The organism is Treponema sp. UBA7570 (genome assembly GCA_002477955.1).
Lineage (GTDB): Bacteria > Spirochaetota > Spirochaetia > Treponematales > Treponemataceae > Treponema_D.
This window is the reverse complement of the sequence record DLLE01000028.1, coordinates 80335-97412: the sequence shown is the minus strand read 5'-3', so window position 1 is coordinate 97412 and position 17078 is coordinate 80335. Positions and strand designations below refer to the sequence as shown.

Annotated in this window: 14 protein-coding genes and 2 tRNA genes; 14 read left to right on the top strand and 2 right to left on the bottom strand. The window is 37.8% G+C overall.

The features are described from left to right. Positions 1-27: 27 nt before the first annotated feature. The 4 genes from B4N75_RS03180 to B4N75_RS03165 all read left to right on the top strand — a co-directional run bounded on the left by B4N75_RS03180 (position 28) and on the right by B4N75_RS03165 (position 5233). Entirely contained in the window at positions 28-1143 is a 1116-nt protein-coding gene (locus B4N75_RS03180) for a flagellar filament outer layer protein FlaA (RefSeq protein WP_296019855.1), read from the top strand. 112 nt (positions 1144-1255) lie between these two features. Continuing rightward, a complete protein-coding gene (locus B4N75_RS03175) occupies positions 1256-2515 on the top strand; it encodes a (p)ppGpp synthetase (protein WP_296019853.1) in 1260 nt (419 codons plus the stop codon). A gap of 127 nt (positions 2516-2642) precedes the next feature. Next, positions 2643-2714 (top strand) — tRNA-Glu (locus tag B4N75_RS03170). A 65-nt stretch (positions 2715-2779) separates the two neighbouring features. Then, positions 2780-5233: a helicase C-terminal domain-containing protein gene (locus B4N75_RS03165; RefSeq protein ID WP_296706562.1), complete on the top strand. Its 2454-nt coding sequence runs from the start codon at positions 2780-2782 to the stop codon at positions 5231-5233. A gap of 117 nt (positions 5234-5350) precedes the next feature. Here B4N75_RS03165 and B4N75_RS03160 read toward each other — a convergent pair whose 3' ends face one another. After that, complete coding sequence (locus B4N75_RS03160) at positions 5351-5527, bottom strand: hypothetical protein (protein ID WP_143592590.1); 177 nt, start codon at positions 5525-5527, stop codon at positions 5351-5353. Between the two features lie 205 nt (positions 5528-5732). On the opposite strand from B4N75_RS03160, the gene rpsT reads away from it, so the two are divergent. The 6 genes from rpsT (at position 5733) to rpmE (ending at position 10739) form a co-directional block, all read left to right on the top strand. Next, complete coding sequence (gene rpsT, locus B4N75_RS03155; protein ID WP_296019848.1) at positions 5733-6017, top strand: 30S ribosomal protein S20; 285 nt, start codon at positions 5733-5735, stop codon at positions 6015-6017. Positions 6018-6111: 94 nt separating this feature from the next. Then, entirely contained in the window at positions 6112-6438 is a 327-nt protein-coding gene (locus tag B4N75_RS03150; RefSeq protein ID WP_296019845.1) for an HU family DNA-binding protein, read from the top strand. 16 nt (positions 6439-6454) lie between these two features. Further along, positions 6455-7903 (top strand): apolipoprotein N-acyltransferase, encoded by a 1449-nt coding sequence (lnt, locus tag B4N75_RS03145; RefSeq protein WP_296706561.1) that lies wholly within the window; start codon positions 6455-6457, stop codon positions 7901-7903. A 5-nt stretch (positions 7904-7908) separates the two neighbouring features. Continuing rightward, a complete protein-coding gene (locus B4N75_RS03140) occupies positions 7909-8361 on the top strand; it encodes a bactofilin family protein (RefSeq protein ID WP_296667449.1) in 453 nt (150 codons plus the stop codon). 225 nt (positions 8362-8586) lie between these two features. Beyond that, positions 8587-10350 carry a transcription termination factor Rho gene (gene rho / locus B4N75_RS03135; protein WP_296706560.1) on the top strand — a complete coding sequence of 588 codons (1764 nt, stop codon included), beginning with the start codon at positions 8587-8589 and terminating at the stop codon, positions 10348-10350. A gap of 173 nt (positions 10351-10523) precedes the next feature. Next, positions 10524-10739 carry a 50S ribosomal protein L31 gene (rpmE, locus tag B4N75_RS03130; protein ID WP_078930325.1) on the top strand — a complete coding sequence of 72 codons (216 nt, stop codon included), beginning with the start codon at positions 10524-10526 and terminating at the stop codon, positions 10737-10739. 198 nt (positions 10740-10937) lie between these two features. Here rpmE and B4N75_RS03125 read toward each other — a convergent pair whose 3' ends face one another. Next, positions 10938-12068 carry a class I SAM-dependent methyltransferase gene (locus B4N75_RS03125; protein ID WP_296667453.1) on the bottom strand — a complete coding sequence of 377 codons (1131 nt, stop codon included), beginning with the start codon at positions 12066-12068 and terminating at the stop codon, positions 10938-10940. A gap of 233 nt (positions 12069-12301) precedes the next feature. Between B4N75_RS03125 and B4N75_RS03120 the strand changes: the two genes are divergently transcribed. From B4N75_RS03120 to B4N75_RS03105, 4 genes are all read left to right on the top strand, one after another. Then, a complete protein-coding gene (locus B4N75_RS03120) occupies positions 12302-13939 on the top strand; it encodes a DEAD/DEAH box helicase (RefSeq protein WP_296667455.1) in 1638 nt (545 codons plus the stop codon). Positions 13940-13988: 49 nt separating this feature from the next. After that, the gene (locus B4N75_RS03115) at positions 13989-15629 is read left to right on the top strand and encodes an ABC-F family ATP-binding cassette domain-containing protein (RefSeq protein ID WP_296019831.1); all 1641 of its coding nucleotides are present in this window, start codon (positions 13989-13991) and stop codon (positions 15627-15629) included. A gap of 146 nt (positions 15630-15775) precedes the next feature. Continuing rightward, positions 15776-15848, top strand: a tRNA-Phe gene (locus B4N75_RS03110). Between the two features lie 164 nt (positions 15849-16012). Then, entirely contained in the window at positions 16013-16990 is a 978-nt protein-coding gene (locus tag B4N75_RS03105; protein ID WP_296667458.1) for a hypothetical protein, read from the top strand. Positions 16991-17078: the final 88 nt, after the last annotated feature.

Sequence of the window (17078 nt, the reverse complement as noted above, 5' to 3'; positions counted from 1 at the left end):
ACATCAATCGAATATAAGGAGCTTCGAATGAAGAAAACTTTCGTTTTATCCGTTGCAGGAATGATGCTTTTGGGTGCATCTGTATTTGCAAAGGAATCAACACTTATCGATTTCACAACTCTTGATGCTGATATTACTATCAAAGCTCAGGACAGCGATGTTGAAATCCCTGAAAACAGCCGCACAATTATGGATTATGGTGTTGCAGCTGGTGCAACTTTTGACCAGGAGCAGAGAGATCTTATGAAGACTTCTTTGTACCTTGGAGATTGGGAAATCGTTCTCAACAGTTCGGCTCAGACTGTAGGTGCTCTCGCTAACTCTCAGGTTGTGCCTGCGCCTGTTCGTGAAAGTGCAAAAGTGCCATTTGCTGGAAAAAATGTAATGGGTGTACGCATAGTATTCCCATCTGGAGCATATAATGCAAATGCAAAAATTGTTCCTCCATTCGAAATTCCTGCTTATGAACCGCTTTCAACAGCAGATGCAAATGGCAACCGTCAGCCACAGACAGACGAAGAAAAAGCTTCTGGACGCACATTGTTCGAAGCTGACAGTGATGATTCTCCAGCTTACGGTGTTGTAAAAAATGTTGGAACAATCAAATCAATTGCTGTTACAACCTTGGGTATGAATTTTCCTCATGGGCTTTACGTTCTTCTTGGAGATACAGATGGTGTAACTCGCCGTTACTTCATGGGATACCTCGGATTTGACGGTTGGAAGACTCTTACTTGGAACAACCCGGATTATATTTCTGAAGTACGTACACGCGAAATTCGCATTTATCCGATCTATCCACGTGGTCTTCCGTTTGTTAAGTTTGCTGGATTCCAGATTACACGCGATGCTTCTCACGTAGGTGATGACTTCATCGGTTATTTCAAAGATGTAAAAATTATTTACGACAAAGCAGAACTTACTTCTGAACGCGACATTGCTGACGAGGATCTTTGGGGAATCGTAACAAAGAAAGAATCTGCTCGTCAGAATTTTGAAATGAGCCGTTTTGGTAACAAGCAGGTTAACCGCTACCTTGAAAAATCTAAGATGGCAACAGAAGCTTCATTCTCATCTTCACTTGATGAAAATTCTACTTCTAATGCTCAGTCTAATGGTGGTCAGGCAGCAGATGCTAAATAAGTTTTCTAAATAAAGGAAACTTCTGGAAACCGTCCGTGTTTTTCGGGCGGTTTTTTTTATGCTCAAAATTTCTTAATTTGCTTTTTTTTATTTTCAATGTTAAATTTTATCAATGAGCAAAATTACTTTTTCAATTCCGCACAAATACGAAATCAAAAAAATCTACGAGTCTTATAATCAGGTTCTTTCAGAAATAATGCAAAAAATTGAAGCAAAACTTAAAAAAACGATAAAGCTTGCTTCAATGCCAACTTATAAATCAAGAATAAAATCTTTTAATTCGTATTACAGAAAAATTTTACGTCTTAAGGCTGACGAATTTTCTTTTCGAGGAAAACTTGTCGAACTGACCGATATGATTGGCATAAGAATTATTTGTGCCTTCATAGAAGATTTGCATGAAGTAGAGCAGCAGATTCGCAAAAATTTTACGGTTAAAGAAGTTGAATATAAAGGCAGCGGTGATAATTTTAGGGAATTTGGATATGAATCGATACATGTTTTGATTTCAATACCTGCTGACTGTATGCCTGATTCTAATTCTGAAAAAGTTCCTGACGGACTTGTCTGTGAAATTCAGATAAGGACGATTTTGCAGGATGCCTGGGCGGAAGTTGAGCACGAGCTTATCTATAAAACAGAATTTTCTCCGTTTGATATGCCTTTAAGAAGAAAACTTGCTTCTATAAATGCAAGTTTAAGTCTTGCGGATACGATCTTTCAGGAAATTCGTGATTATCAAAAAAAACTTCAGTTTGAAACGTCTGAGCGCAGGGAATCTTTTTACGAAAAAGTTGACGAAGCAACCGGAGAATTCTCTGAAGAAGAAAAATCTAAGCTAAAAAACGACACTAAAGAAATTGGAAAAGCAAGCCAGTTTGTCAGGGGAACGATTGATGATATGTTGCTTGACGCTATACATGCGCATAATAACGGCGAAATGCAGAAGGCAATCATAATTTATACCCAAATTCTTGAATCAAAGCCTGTTCCTGCGGATATTGTTCTTTCCGTAGTTTTTAAGCACCGAGGAATGGCTTATTTTGCTTCCAATGATTATAAAAATGCGCTAAAAGATTTTGAGTCAAGCGTAAAATATGATGAAAATGGTTTCCGCTCTTACTACTATATTGGAATAGTCTATACAGTTCTTTTAAAATACGAAAAAGCAATAGAAGCGTTTTCTAAATCTCTTGAAATAAATGAATTTCAATCTCATGCACGTTACAGACGGGCCGTCGCCTATTCAAAAATTGGAGAAGACGAAAAAGCCTTGGACGATTTGTCTGCTGCTGAAGCTATGGGGCTGGAACTTGCGGATGAAAAGCTTTTTAAAGAAAAACTTCTTAAAAAGCTCGATATTAGCATGTAAAATTGATTAGAAAAAAAATAAACAAAAAGTTATAAAAAATTCAAAAAAAGAACTTTTGAGGTATTGACGTAATTTTTATGCTTTGTTATTATCTAATAGTCAACTGCGTTGCAGATGATATAAACAAGTCTCCTTCGTCTAGTGGTTAGGACATCGGGTTTTCATCCCGACAACAGCAGTTCAATTCTGCTAGGAGATGTAAAAGCCTTGTAACTAAAAGTTGCAAGGCTTTTTTTTGCGCTTTTGTTTTTTAGGGGCGGAGCGATGGAAATTAACAGATGGTTTTCGGATAATGCAAGAGCGGAAATGCGCGCCCAGATAAAAAACGCTTCTGGAAATGAAGTTTTTTTTTCAGGGTTGATAAACGAAAGCGGAGTTGTGGTTTCTGTCAGTGTCGGTGCCAGAGGTTCTTTGAATTCTGTCCCGGTAAATTTTTCGCAAAAGAGAAACTGTTCTGTCCTTATTCATAACCATCCTTCTGGAAATCTCAATCCTTCTGACGCGGATCTTATGGTTGCTTCAGAATGCTCTGAAAATGCCCAGGGATTTTACATAATAAACAACGAAGTTTCTGAAGTTTATGTTGTAATGGAACCAGTTCTACCTCGTGTTATAAAAAAGTTAAATTCTGAAAAAGTTGCCTTTTATCTTTCGAAAAACGGTCCTCTAGCTAAAAAATCTACAGACTATGAGGAGCGCCCTGTTCAACTTGAGCTTGTAAGAAAAATCGTAAGCGCGCTAAACGGCAACAAAATTGGTATTTTTGAAGCGGGAACTGGCGTCGGAAAATCTTTTTCTTATCTTATTCCTTCGATGCTTTGGGCTGTCGAAAACAAGGAAAGAGTAGTTGTTTCAACAGGAACTATAAATCTTCAGCAGCAATTGATTGAAAAAGATATTCCTGCGGCAGAAAAAATCATAGGAAAAAAAATAAAGGCAGTTCTTGTAAAAGGCCGGCAGAATTATTTGTGTTTGCGCCGACTTGATGAAACTGAAAAAGAGCGCGATTTATTCAATGAAGAACAGGAAATTTTTGATAAAATTTTTGAGTGGTCAAAAAATACACCGACTGGAAGCCGGAGCGACCTTTCTTTTATGCCTTCGGAAAATGTTTGGCAGAAGGTAAACTCGGAAGCGGATGCCTGCATGGGGATGAAATGTCCGTTTCGGGAAAAATGCTTTGTGATGAAGGTTCGCAAAGAGGCTGCCGATGCGAATATTCTTGTTGTAAACCACCATATTTTATTTGCAGATATTGAATCCCGGCTTGAAGGAGCAGGCTTTGAAGATACCGCTGTTTTGCCGCCTTATAAGCGCATTGTTTTTGACGAAGCTCACGGAATTGAGGATGCCGCAACCTCTTTTTTTAGCAATCAGATAAACCGTTTTAAAATTCAAAAACAGCTTAATCTTTTATACAGGACAAGGAGAGGTGTTGCCGCTGGCTTTTTATTCACGCTTCTTTCTCTTTCTTTTTCAGAAGAAAATTCGGACTCTCTGATTGAAAGCGTAAATCAAATAAAAGTCGCTTTGAACGGGCTTGAAGATGCCGGACTTGCGCTTTTAGAGCACGAATACACTCTAAGGCTTTTTAAGAATACTCAGACTCAGTTTGTGAACGTTCTTCATTCAATGTCGGTTTTGCAAAAGCATATTGTGGATTTTACAGGAAATGTCCGCAAGCTTTTTGACTGTATTCCAGAAGAAGCAAAAGACAGCCCTGTTTTGTACGAAACAAAAAGCGTTTTGAGAAGACTTGAAGATTCTGCGGTTGTTCTTGGCAGTTTTTTGTCATGGAACGAACATCCGGATTTTGTATATTGGATTCAAAAATCAAAGCTTAGTTCGGCAGTTGCAAAAAATATTGAAAATCCTTATTACGTTCAGTTTGTTCAAACTCCGCTTGATATTTCGCAGACGATGAATAAAGGTGTTTTTGAGCCGATGGACAGCGTTGTCTGTACTTCTGCCACGCTGAGCATAGGAAAATCTTTTAATTACTGGAAAAAGCGCTCAGGAGTTTTTTTTGCTGAAGAAGAGCGTATTTTAGAAGGGGATTTTCCTTCGCCTTTTCCTTATAAAACGAATGTTCTGTTTGCAGTTGCGAGGGATGCTCCTTTTCCGGAAAATGCCTTTGAATATCAGCGTTATATTGAAGATTCAATTGTCCGTTTGATTCGTGCGGCTGGCGGAAAAACGCTGGTTTTGTTTACTTCTTACGAATCTTTGAAACATGCTTGCGATATAGCCCGTAATGCGCTCAGACTTTCGGGGATAAAAATTTTAAAGCAGGGAGATGATGACAGATTCCGGCTTTTAAAAATCTTTAGAGAAGATAAGCCGAGTGTTCTTTTTGCAACAGATTCGTTTTGGGAAGGTGTTGATGTTCCCGGCGACAGCCTGTCTCAGGTAATTATTGCAAAATTGCCGTTCGGTGTTCCTAATAATCCTGTTTTTGCAGCAAAGTCGGAAATGATACAGCAGAGAGGCGGAAGTTCTTTTATGGAATTGTCTGTTCCTGATGCTGTTATAAAATTTAGGCAGGGATTTGGACGCTTGATGCGCAGAAATTCTGATAAAGGTGCAATCGTTGTTTTAGATAAAAGAATCGTAGAAAAGCAGTACGGAAAGATCTTTACTTCGAGTGTTCCTGAAACAAAAAAAATGTATGACTCTGTAGAAAATATAGCGCAAGCTGTCGCAGCCCTTATTGATTAGTTGACTTGATTGAATTTTTATTTGCTTGAATGATTTTGCAATGCGTTTGTATGCAAAAAAAATCCCGCAAAACCGTGTACTTTGGTCTGCGGGGGTTATATGGTCGCTATAAGAAATTTATTTTCTAAAATCTTTAGGACGACGTTTTGTGAGTTTGCATTTTGAACACTCAGCTACGTTGCGGAGTCTTCCGTTTTCGTACAAAGTTTTCATTACAATTTCGCCACCACATTCAGGGCATTCAAATTTCTGTGTTGCAACTGTTGTACGAGAGTTCTTACTAGCACCAGCCATGACTATCCTCCAAAAAATATTCGAATATGTTCAAATAGTATAATAAATTAGAAACTCTGTGTCAAGATTTAAAAAACATATAGTGAAAAAACTTTAAAATAAAACTCTAATTTGATATATTGATACGAATTAACAAAAAATCCATATTGACTATAAATCGTTCGTTTGTTAATATTTATAAAGTTTTTATTTGGGGGTGCCTCCTTTGGCTGGAAAAAAATCATCTGCAGAAAAAAGATATGCACAGAGCGAAGTTCGTCGCTTGCACAACAAAGCAATTAAAAGTGAAGTTCGTACTTATGCAAGACAGTTTGTAGAAGCTGTTCAGGCTAAAGACGAAAAGCTTGCTAAGGAAAGACTTACAACTTTAGTATCTAAGCTTGACTCTGCACGTAGTAAGGGTGTCCTTACACGCAATGCTGTTTCTCGCAAAAAGTCACGCATGGCGAAACTTTTTAACGTTTCATTTGCTGAAGCTCCTGCAAAATAATTTGGCATTCTCTATGCCTAAAAACCTGATGGCGTAAAGTTTACGCTTGCGTCATCAGGAATTTTTTTTTCTGAAAATGTTGTGAGGTAAATAAATGTCTGCTAAAAAAGTAACAAAATATGATTTAGTTGAATCTGTTTACCAAAAAGCGCAATGCGAAAAAAAAATCGTCCAGGATGTTGTAGAACAACTTTTGGATGAATTAAAAAATGCCTTAAAGGAAGGCAATACAATTGAACTTCGTGGTTTTGGAACTTTTGAACCTCGCTTGAGAAAAGGTCGTTCAAAAGCCCGCAATCCAAAAACAGGAGAGCAGCTTACCGTTGCGCCGCATTTTGTGGCTGCGTTTAGGGCTGGACAGGAATTAAAAAAATCCCTTTGGGATCTTCCTGTTTTTGAATCTTCGGCTACTGTTGAGTAAAAAAGGAAGATGAGCCTTGATTCAGGTAGTCGCTTCTGTTCTTTTATCATCTTTCTTAAAATTCCTTTCACATCCTAATTTTATTTTTAAAAACGGGCTTTTTTTGTTAGCTTGGTTTTATTATATTCCTTTTTTATTTATAATTCCAAAATTTAGCTTGAAAAAATCTGCTTTGGCAGGCTTTGCCTATGGTTTTATCAGTTATTTTCTTTTTTGTTTTTGGCTTATTCGTTACGATGTGTTTGCGGCTTTAGGTGTTTATTCTCTTTTTGGAGTTTACTGGGCTATAATTTTTGCTCTTTTGCAATTTTTTTCAAAAACAAGGAAATATGCTTTTATTTTTAATATTCTGATTCTTTTTTTTGCAGAATTCCTTTTTACAAAAGGATATTTTGCCTTTGGATACGGAGTTTCTGCTTATACTCAGTGGAAAATTCCTGTTTTAACAAGAGCTGTCCGATATACAAAAATTTGGGGACTGGATTTTTTAATTATTTTCTTTAACTGTATTGTTGTTGCGAATGTTTCTTATGTCATAAAATACAGACGTTTTAATTTTGTGCAGGCTGGTGGAGCGCTGTTTTTTGCAGTTCTTTTTATTCAGCATATTTTTATAGGTTTTTTTGTTGAAGAAACAGAGCCTTCTTCAACTTTGAAGACGGTTTTAATTCAAAATAATGCGGAGCCAAGAAAAGATGGAATTGAGCAGTATAAAAAAGAAATTGAAAGCTTAAAACGGCTTACAGATAAGGCTCTTATGCAGCATCCTGACATTCAGATTGTTGTTTGGCCGGAAACCAGCGTTGTTGTTGATGTGGTTTCTGCTTTTGATAAAAAATTGCGTTTTGGACGCGAAGATGAGCGTTCTGAGATGGCGATTGACCTTTTTGATTACATAAATTCAAAAAAATGCGACTTTATTCTTGGAACGAGTTTTAAAAATTATAACAGCGCTCTTTTGTTTTCCCCAATAAAGCCAATTGTTAATTCAAGACAGACAGTGCTTCCAAACTGGCAGGTTTACAAAAAAAATCATCTTGTGCCTTTTTCTGAAGATTTTCCGTTGAAAGGATTTTTTCCTGAGTATTACCAGCAGAGCGTAATAAGCGGCCGTTATTGGCTTGAAGGTGAAAAAATGAAGCTGTTAAAGTTTAGAGAAATTTTAATCGGAACTCCAATTTGCTTTGAAGATACTTTTTCTGAAGTCGGCGAAAAAATGGCAAAAATGGGGGCGGAGCTTTTTATCAGCCTTTCAAATGATTCCTGGAGTTATAGCAGAGCTTGTCAGATGCAGCATCTTGCGGCCGCAAGCTTTTGTTCAATGGAAAATGGAATTCCGATGATTCGTTCTTCAAACAGCGGTCAAACCTGCTATATCGACGGTTTTGGCAAAGTGAAGAAAATGATAAATCCTTTTTCTGAAAATTTTCTGTATTGCGAAGTTGAAATAAATAAGGTAAAATAGTAGATATGTCGCAAAATATTGAACTGAATAAAAGAGTTGAAAAAGAAGGAAATCAGAAAAAAAATCTGACTGTTTTTGGTCAGGAAACAGAATTTGACGGAGAACTCGAGTTTACTGACAATCTTGTGATTACAGGAAAATTCAGCGGAAAAATAAATGCGACCGGAGATTTAGAAATTGACAAAACCGCACTTTGCGATGTGGAGTCAATCAAAGTAAATTCTCTTGTGATTTCTGGAAAAGTAAAAGGCAATATAGAAGCAAAAGAACGTGTCGAAATGTGTTCTGGAAGCAGTGTTTTTGGTGATGTTGTGACTGGAAGAATAAGGATTGCTGACAATGTAGATTTTGAAGGCAGTGTTACGATGTTGCAGAATCCTCCAGATGTTGATATTTTTTCTGTTGCCTCTGACGAATTTAAACAGGCTTTGCTTATAAAATCAGATTTGCCTCATTAAAACAGCAATTTGGAGTCTTTTGATTAAAAAATAAATCTTATTGACTTTTTTATTGCTAGAATAATATAATAAGTAATCAATTCTTTTAACGAAAAATCCTTGAAAAGTTTTTAGTTTTTTTAACCGTTTTTAATAATTTTACAGATGGATATTTTTAATTTAAAAAGTCTGTAGATAATTTATAAAATTTTACAGTTTTTATTATTTTTTTTATGGAGAATTAAAATGGCATTGATTAAGCGCCGTTTTTTGGACAAATCCGAAGACTTGAAAAATGATAATGAGGATGTTCAAAATCAGCTGGAGTTGGATATTCAGCCAGAATCTTTTGAAAGTCCGGCACCAGTTCAGGAAGAATCTGTTGCAGAACCGGAAGTTAACGAAGCTGAAGAAGATTGTTCGTTAGAAGATGAGCCTGAGAATCCTGCTTCCGAAGAATCTTCTGTTGCGACGGAAACAGAAGAAAATCCTTCAGAAACGGAAGGGCGCCGGACTCGAGTTGTTATAAAACCGCGGAGAAGGGTTGTAGTTTCAAAAACAGATGGTGAACGAGCCGAAAGAACAGAACGCGCTTATAACAATCGCCAGCATAACAACGGCAATAACAGAAGAACTTCCTACAGAGAAAGAATTGCTGCAAGAAACGCCGCCAGAGACGAAGCGACAGCCGCTGCCCAGATAATCGAAAATCCTGAAGAATACGAATCAAAACCACGTCTTTTAATCAATGACCTTACAAAAATGAGCATGCCGGAATTGCGTTCTATGGCAATTCAATACGGCTGTGCCGAAGAAGATATTCCTTCAATGAAAAAGCAGGAAGTTATTTTTAATATTCTTAAAGCGCATACAGAACATGGCGGACTTATCTTTGCTTCTGGTGCTCTTGAAATTCTTCCTGACGGCTACGGATTTTTGCGTTCTCCGCAGAACAGTTATCTTCCTGGACCGGATGATATTTATATTAGTCCGAGCCAGATTCGTCTTTTTAATCTTAAAACCGGCGACACTGTTTACGGACAGACCCGTTCTCCAAAAGAAGGTGAACGTTTTTTTGCACTTTTAAGAATCGAAACCGTAAATTTTGATGAACCTCGCGTAGCACAGACGCGTGTTCCATTCGAAAATCTGACTCCGCTTTATCCAAATGAAAAATTGCGTTTGGAAACTGTAAGCGATGAATATTCTGGTAGAATTGTTGATTTGTTTGCTCCAATTGGGAAAGGCCAGCGTCTTTTGATTGTTGCTCCTCCAAAAGCCGGAAAAACAATTCTTATGCAGAAAATTGCAAACGCAATAATTCAGAATAACCCGGAAGTTTATTTAATTGTGCTTCTTATTGATGAGCGTCCGGAAGAAGTTACAGACATGGAGCGCGCAATCAAGGGAGAAGTTATTTCTTCAACGTTTGATGAACAGGCTACACGTCACGTTCAGGTTGCAGAGATGGTTCTTGAAAAGGCAAAACGTCTTGTAGAGCATAAACGCGATGTAGTAATTCTTTTGGACTCAATCACTCGTCTTGCACGTGCATACAATATTACAGTTCCAACTTCCGGAAAAGTTTTGTCTGGCGGTGTTGATTCTAATGCTTTGCATAAGCCTAAGCGGTTTTTTGGCGCTGCCCGCAATATAGAAGAGGGCGGTTCTTTGACGATTGTTTCTACGGCTCTCATTGAAACAGGAAGCCGCATGGATGAGGTTATCTTTGAAGAATTTAAAGGAACTGGAAACTCTGAAATTAACCTTGACCGCAAGCTTGCAGAAAGAAGACTGTTTCCTGCAATCAATATTAAAAAATCTGGAACCCGTAAAGAAGAGCTTTTGCTTACAGAAGATGAGCTTCAGAAAATTTGGATTTTGCGCAAAGTTATTGCGCCAATGGAAGACATTGAGATTACTGAACTTATTTTGCAGCAAATGAAAAAAAGCAAGGATAATAAAGCTTTTCTTGCGGCAATGAATACAGGCTCTGCGGCTATAAATTAGGCTGACTTGGTATTGACTAAAGCTTTGCAAAAAATGTAAAATTAAAAATACGCTTGTGGTATTAACTTGTTTCCTAACAGTGATGGAATGATAGAAACGCTTTTTTTATTTTGCGTAAGCTAGTGGTGACTGGGGTTGCTTTAATGCCGGGCAAGCAGTAAAGGAGATAAAAAATGAGAGCTGGTATTCATCCTGAATACAAAATGACAAAAATTACATGCCAGTGTGGCAATGTAATCGAAACACGTTCAACAGTACAGAACATTCATGTTGAAATTTGTTCTGCCTGCCATCCATTCTACACAGGAAAACAAAAACTTGTAGATACAGCAGGACGTATCGAAAGATTCAACAAACGTTTTGGTCTTACAAACAAAGAATCAAAGTAAGAAAATTTGTCTGATTGAAAGAATCCACTTCTTTTTGAGGTGGATTTTTTTTGTTTGAATGAATTTTGCGTTAGGGGGTGCAGCGGCGGGGAAGCCGTTAAAATTGCAGTTTTGTTTTGCGAAACTGCAATTTTAATGAAGCAAAAGGCGGAACCGCGAAACACCCGGCGGTGTAAGCCGGAACGCCCTGCTTTTTATTTAAAATAATGAGATTTTCCAGCAGCGGTGTGGTTTTTTGCCGTTGAAATCTTCTGGAATTGTCTGGACTGTTATGTCTTGAATCTGGAGTTTGAGTTCTGGAAGTTTTTGACGCAGCTCTTCTTCGCTGAACGAGAGGCGGCGGCTGTTTGTTGAAAAATAAAGAGTGCCTTTTGGTTTTAGAATTTTGAGGCATTTTTCGCAGAGAGCGAGCCAGTCGCGGTTTATGTCCAGCACGTTTTGCGTAGACTTTGAATTTGAGAAAGTTGGCGGGTCGAGGATTATTGTGTCGTAGCGGTTTGTTCCCTGTTCGTTTGGAACTTCCGCATTTTTTTGATTTAAAAAGCCTGTTGCATCTTGTCGTGTGTAAAAGTATTTTGCATTGTCTGTAAAGCCGTTTAATGCCATATTTTCTTTTGCCCATAAAATATATGTGTTGCTTAAATCGACGCTTTCGATGCGGCTTGCCCTTCCTTCTGCCGCATAAACTGAAAAACTTCCTGTGTAGCAGAAAAGGTTTAGTACAGATTTGCCTTGAACTGTCTGTCGGACAAGGTTTCGTAAAGGGCGGTGGTCTAAAAAAAGACCTGCATCGAGGTATTCGCTTAGGTTGATTTTAAAAAGCTGGCCGCATTCTTGTGTCGTTCCTTCGATTTTATTTTGAGTTTCCAGTTTTTCGTATTGGCTGTCGCCTTTTTGCTTTTTTCGGAGTTTTTTTATGATATGGCACTGCGGAATCTGTAAAACTTTTGCGGCTGATTCTGCCATTGAGTCAAGCCATTTTTCTTCTTCAGATTCGTCTTTTTCGTATGGGCGCTCGTAAAGATAGAGATGGAGATAAGTGCGCATTTTTGTTTCTGAGATTGCGTTTTGGTCGTTTGACGAAATGTTTAGGTCGTTTTCGCGGAGAAAGAAAGCGCATCCTGTTTTGTCGGAAATTTCGTCCGGCAGAAACTCGTAGATGTCGGCTGCAAGAGGAATTTCCGGAATGTCCTTGTCGTAAAGGCGGTAGCAGCTTATTCTGTTTTTGCGCGCCCATTTTTTTAAAAGCTTGTATTTTTTTGAAAGGCGGTTTGCAAAAAGTTCTGCCTGATATTGAAGTTTTTTCTGTGTATTATCGTTATTTTGCATAAATAAAAAATATATCCGAAAAACTTGAAAAAATACATAGCATAATTGCATTAAAGTTGAAACAAAGTGCAATAAACAGTATAATTTTCAGAGTTTTTCTTAAAACTGCGTTTTTAAGTTGTTAAATACAATGAATTAAAAATTGACGGCATCTTTAGAATTTCTGCCTTTTATGTGGTTCTTTTTGCAGATGCTGGTAAATTACTTTTTTCAAATTTTTTAGTGTTGGCATTATGAATTATTCAGAATTAAATTTAAACGAAAGCCTTTTTAGAGGAATTGACGAAGCCGGTTATGTAGAATGTACACCGGTTCAAAAACAGGTGCTTGAAGTTTCGCTCGATGGAAGCGATCTTTATGTTCAGTCTCAGACTGGAACTGGAAAAACGGCTGCTTTTCTTGTGACAATTATGCAGCAGCTTTTGAGCGGCGGAAAAAACGAAGGCAAAAAAGCGCTCGTAATGGTTCCGACGAGGGAGCTTGCTGTTCAGGTTGAAGAAGAAGCCAAAAAGCTCGGAAAATTTTCTGGTCTTGAAACTGCTTCTTTTTATGGTGGAGTTGGTTACGAAAATCAGATTGACGAACTTAAAAAGGGTGTTGATATTATTGTCGGAACTCCAGGCCGTATAATTGATTTGCACGAATCAAAAAAAATGGACTTGAACAGTGTTGCCTATCTTGCAATTGACGAAGCTGACAGAATGTTTGACATGGGGTTTTATCCAGATTTGCGAAAAATCGTAAGATTTTTACCAGGCTCTGACATTCGCCAGACAATGCTTTTCTCTGCAACTTTGAATTCTTATGTAAAAAACCTTGCCTGGGAATATACGAAAGACGCAAAAGAAATCGTAATCGAGGCAGAAAATATTACGGTTGATGAAATCGATCAGGAGCTTATTCATGTTGCGAGCGATGACAAAATTCCTCTTTTGCTTGGAATTTTGCAGAAAGAAAATCCTGAAAGCCTGATTATTTTCTGCAATACAAAAAAAATGTGCGAAATTCTTTCAAAACGTCTAAAATTGAACGGCGTTAAAAATGAATTTATAATCGGAGATTTGCCGCAGAGCCGCCGTCTTAAGATTATGGATAATTTTAAAGACGGAAAAATAAAATGTCTTATTGCGACCGATGTTGCGGCGCGCGGAATTGACGTGAACGACCTTGCGATGGTTGTAAACTTTGATTTGCCTAACGAAGCGGAAAATTATGTTCACAGAATTGGACGTACCGCTCGTGCCGGAAAAAGCGGAAAAGCCTACAGTTTCTGTTCTGAGCAGGACGTTTATTCTTTAATGCCGATTGAGCGTTATATCGAAAAACAGATTCCTTCAAGACTTGCAGATAAGGAAGAATTTGTTGAAGATAAGAGCCGCAATGTTTATATAAAACTTGATTCTGAAAAAAAACGGGAAGAACGCGAGCGAAAACAAAAATCATTCTCAAGGCGCTCAGAAAGAAAGCAAGATGGAAAATCGGCAGGAAGATACGAAAAAAATGTGAATTCAAAATCTTCTGCAAAACGCCGCTCAACCGATGAAGAGCTTGCAAAATTGAGCGAAATGACTGCTGATGAAAGAATGAAATATTATAAGGAAAAATATTCAAGCTTTTCAAAAACAGGCAGTTCTTTTTCGGAAAATAAAAAATCGTCGGCATCGAAGAATTCTTTGAAAAATGCCGGTTCTTCTAAAAACGGGAAATCTGGCAAAAACGCGAAAAATAATTTTTCAAAAAACAGCGGAAAAAAATCGTCTCAAAAGCAGAATTTTAACGGACAAAATAAAAAGCCTGCTTCAAAAGTAAGTTCAAAAAATAATAAAAAAGTTGGAATTTTTGATAGAATTAAGAAATTCTTTTCAAAATAGCAGAATAAGTAAAAAATAACCAAATCAACTTTTAAAAGGGAGAAAATAAATGATTACAGTTTCGGACGTAAGCCTTCATTTTAGTGAAAAACCGCTTTTTAAAGACGTAAATTTAAAATTTACGGCAGGAAACTGCTACGGAATTATCGGTGCAAACGGCGCAGGAAAATCGACTTTCTTAAAAGTTCTTTCCGGTGAGCAGGACCGCGATTCCGGCGAAATTATCATAACTCCTGGAGAACGCATGGCCGTTCTAAAACAGGACCACTTTGCATTTGACAGTTACAGTGTAAAAGAAACTGTGATGATGGGGTATCCAAAACTTTATGAAGTTTCTAAGGCCCGCGATGAAATTTATGCGAAAGAAGATTTTACCGAAGAAGATGGAATAAAATCGGCAGAACTCGAGGCTCAGTTTGGAGAACTCGGCGGTTACGAATCAGAAAACCAGATTGAGCAGATGCTTTCTGGCCTCGGTCTTGAAGAAAAATATCATGATAAAATGATGAGCGAGCTTGATGAATCTCAGAAAGTCCGTGTTCTCTTGGCCCAGGCTCTTTTTGGAAATCCTGACATTCTTGTCCTTGACGAACCGACGAACGGTCTTGACCTTGAGTCAATTAGCTGGCTTGAAGACTTTTTGCTTGATTTTGAGAACGTTGTAATCGTTGTAAGCCACGACCGCCACTTTTTGAATACTGTTTGTACAGTTATTTGCGATATTGACTACGGAAAAATTACTCAGTTTGCCGGAAACTATGACTTTTGGTACCAGATGAGCCAAATTCTTCAGAAGCAGGCAAAGGATCAGAAGCGTAAAAACGAAGAAAAAGCAAAGGATTTGAAAGAATTTATCCAGAGATTCGCTTCAAATGCCGCAAAATCTCGTCAGGCAACCAGCCGCAAGAAAATTCTCGAAAAACTTGAACTTGATGACCTTCCTGTTACAAGCCGCAAATTTCCGTTTGTACAGTTCAAACCTGACCGTGAAATCGGAAACAATGTTCTTGAATGCCGCAAACTCAATTCAAAAGACGAAGATGGAGTTCAACTTTTGAACGACTTTAGTCTTATTGTAAACCGCACTGACAAGATTGCATTTGTCGGAGTTGAGCACAACGCTGTTTCTTCACTGTTCGACATAATTTCTGGTGAAAAAAAGGCAGAAAGCGGAGAGTATTTCTGGGGACAGACGACAAGCTGTTCTTATTTGGCACGTGATAATAACCAGTTTTTCAATAATGACTACAATATTACCGAATGGTTAAAACAGTTCTCAAAAGAGCAGGACGATGCTTATGTCCGTGGATTCTTGGGAAGAATGCTTTTTTCTGGCGATGAATCGCTTAAAAAAGTGAAGGTTCTTTCCGGAGGCGAAAAAGTCCGATGCATGCTTTCAAAATTGATGCTTGCCGGTTCAAATATCCTTATTATGGACGACCCGACAAATCATCTTGACCTTGAAGCAATTGAAAGCTTAAACCGTGCGCTTGTTGATTTTCCGGGGGTAATTCTCTTTACAAGTCACGACCACGAATTCATTTCTACAATTGCAAATCGCATAGTCGAAATTACACCGAAAGGCGTAATTGACCGTATGATGCCGTTTGATGATTACATGGCAGACGAGCAGATTCGTGCAATGCGTGCAGAATATTATAAAGATTCAGACAGAAAAATTAAATTCTAATTTTTCAATTTTTAGAATTCGAATGTTTTTGCTGCGCAAAAAAAATAAAAAGTTTTGCGTGGCGAAAAAAAAGTAAAAAATAAAAAAAAATTGGAAATTTGCTATTGACCAAAAATATCAATTTAGGTATAGTATTATACATCAACGCCGCAGTAGCTCAGTTGGTAGAGCGCCGGACTGAAAATCCGTATGTCGTTGGTTCGATTCCAACCTGTGGCAAAGGCTTCTGGTAAATTCAGAAGCCTTTTTTGTTTTAAATTTTTAAAATAAAATTATTTCTAAGATATTATTTTTGCGTTACAATTCTATAAGTCGGACGATTGTTTCGTTCAGCTTTTGTTTTTGAAATTAAGTTGTTTGTTTTTTATCAGGAGGATAGTTCAATGAAAAAAATAAAATTTTGGGGATCGGTTGCGATTTTTACACTTCTTTCTACATCAGTTTTTGCCTTAAAAATCGAGGATATTACAAAAGATTGGGTTGATAATTTTAATTCGCAGGCAGATGAAATTAGCAATGGTTTTGATGATTTTTCAAAACAGCTTGCAGCTGCGGTTCCTCAGGCTGCAACTCAGCAGAATGTTTGGTCTGACGCTTATATCGGCCAGTTGATTTCGCTTCCGCCTAATCTTGGTGGAGGAGTAAATATTGGTTTTACTCACATTGATACAAGCGGATTAAAGCAGGCTATCGAAGCTTTGCAGCTTGACGACATTGACATTAAGAGCAGCTATTATTTCCCGGTTTTTACGGCTGATCTTCGTATTGGCGGAATTTTGCTTCCTTTCGATTTTGACATTGCTGTTATGAAAACTGGAAAAATGAGCACTTCACAGTTCGGTGCAGACTTGGATGTTGATTTGCTTACAGTCGGAATGGACGTGCGTTATGCTCTCTTTAAGGGCGGACTTGTAATGCCAAAAATCAGTGTAGGTGCAGGTTATTTCTATAATCAGGGAACTTTTGGAGTTTCTTCGGATTATGCGAAGGCAAATGTTGATTACAAAGTTCACACAATGTATTTCCAGGCTCAGGTTTCTAAAAAATTCCTTTTTGTAACCCCGTTTGTTGGTTTGAGAGGGCTTGTTTCTAAAGCGGACAATACTTGGGACTGGGCTTATAGCGGATCTTATGCAGAACAGATTGAAAGTGTAGCTGGAACACTTGGAGCAAAGGTTAAAGACAACGGTTCTTATAAGACAGATTCGTTTGACTTTAATGCAATTCAGCCTCAGATTTTTGCAGGTGTAGGCGTAAATTTCTTTGTCCTCGACTTTACTCTTAGTATTACTGCCGACTTGCGCCATATTACAGATGACGGCTTGTGGTCAGGAGCTGCAAGTTTAAGGCTTTCTCTGTAGTTTTTTAAGTGGATTTTAAAATTGAGCCGGTTGAATTTTCAGCCGGCTTTTTTCTTGTCTAAAAAAAAAAACTGTGTCATAATAACAC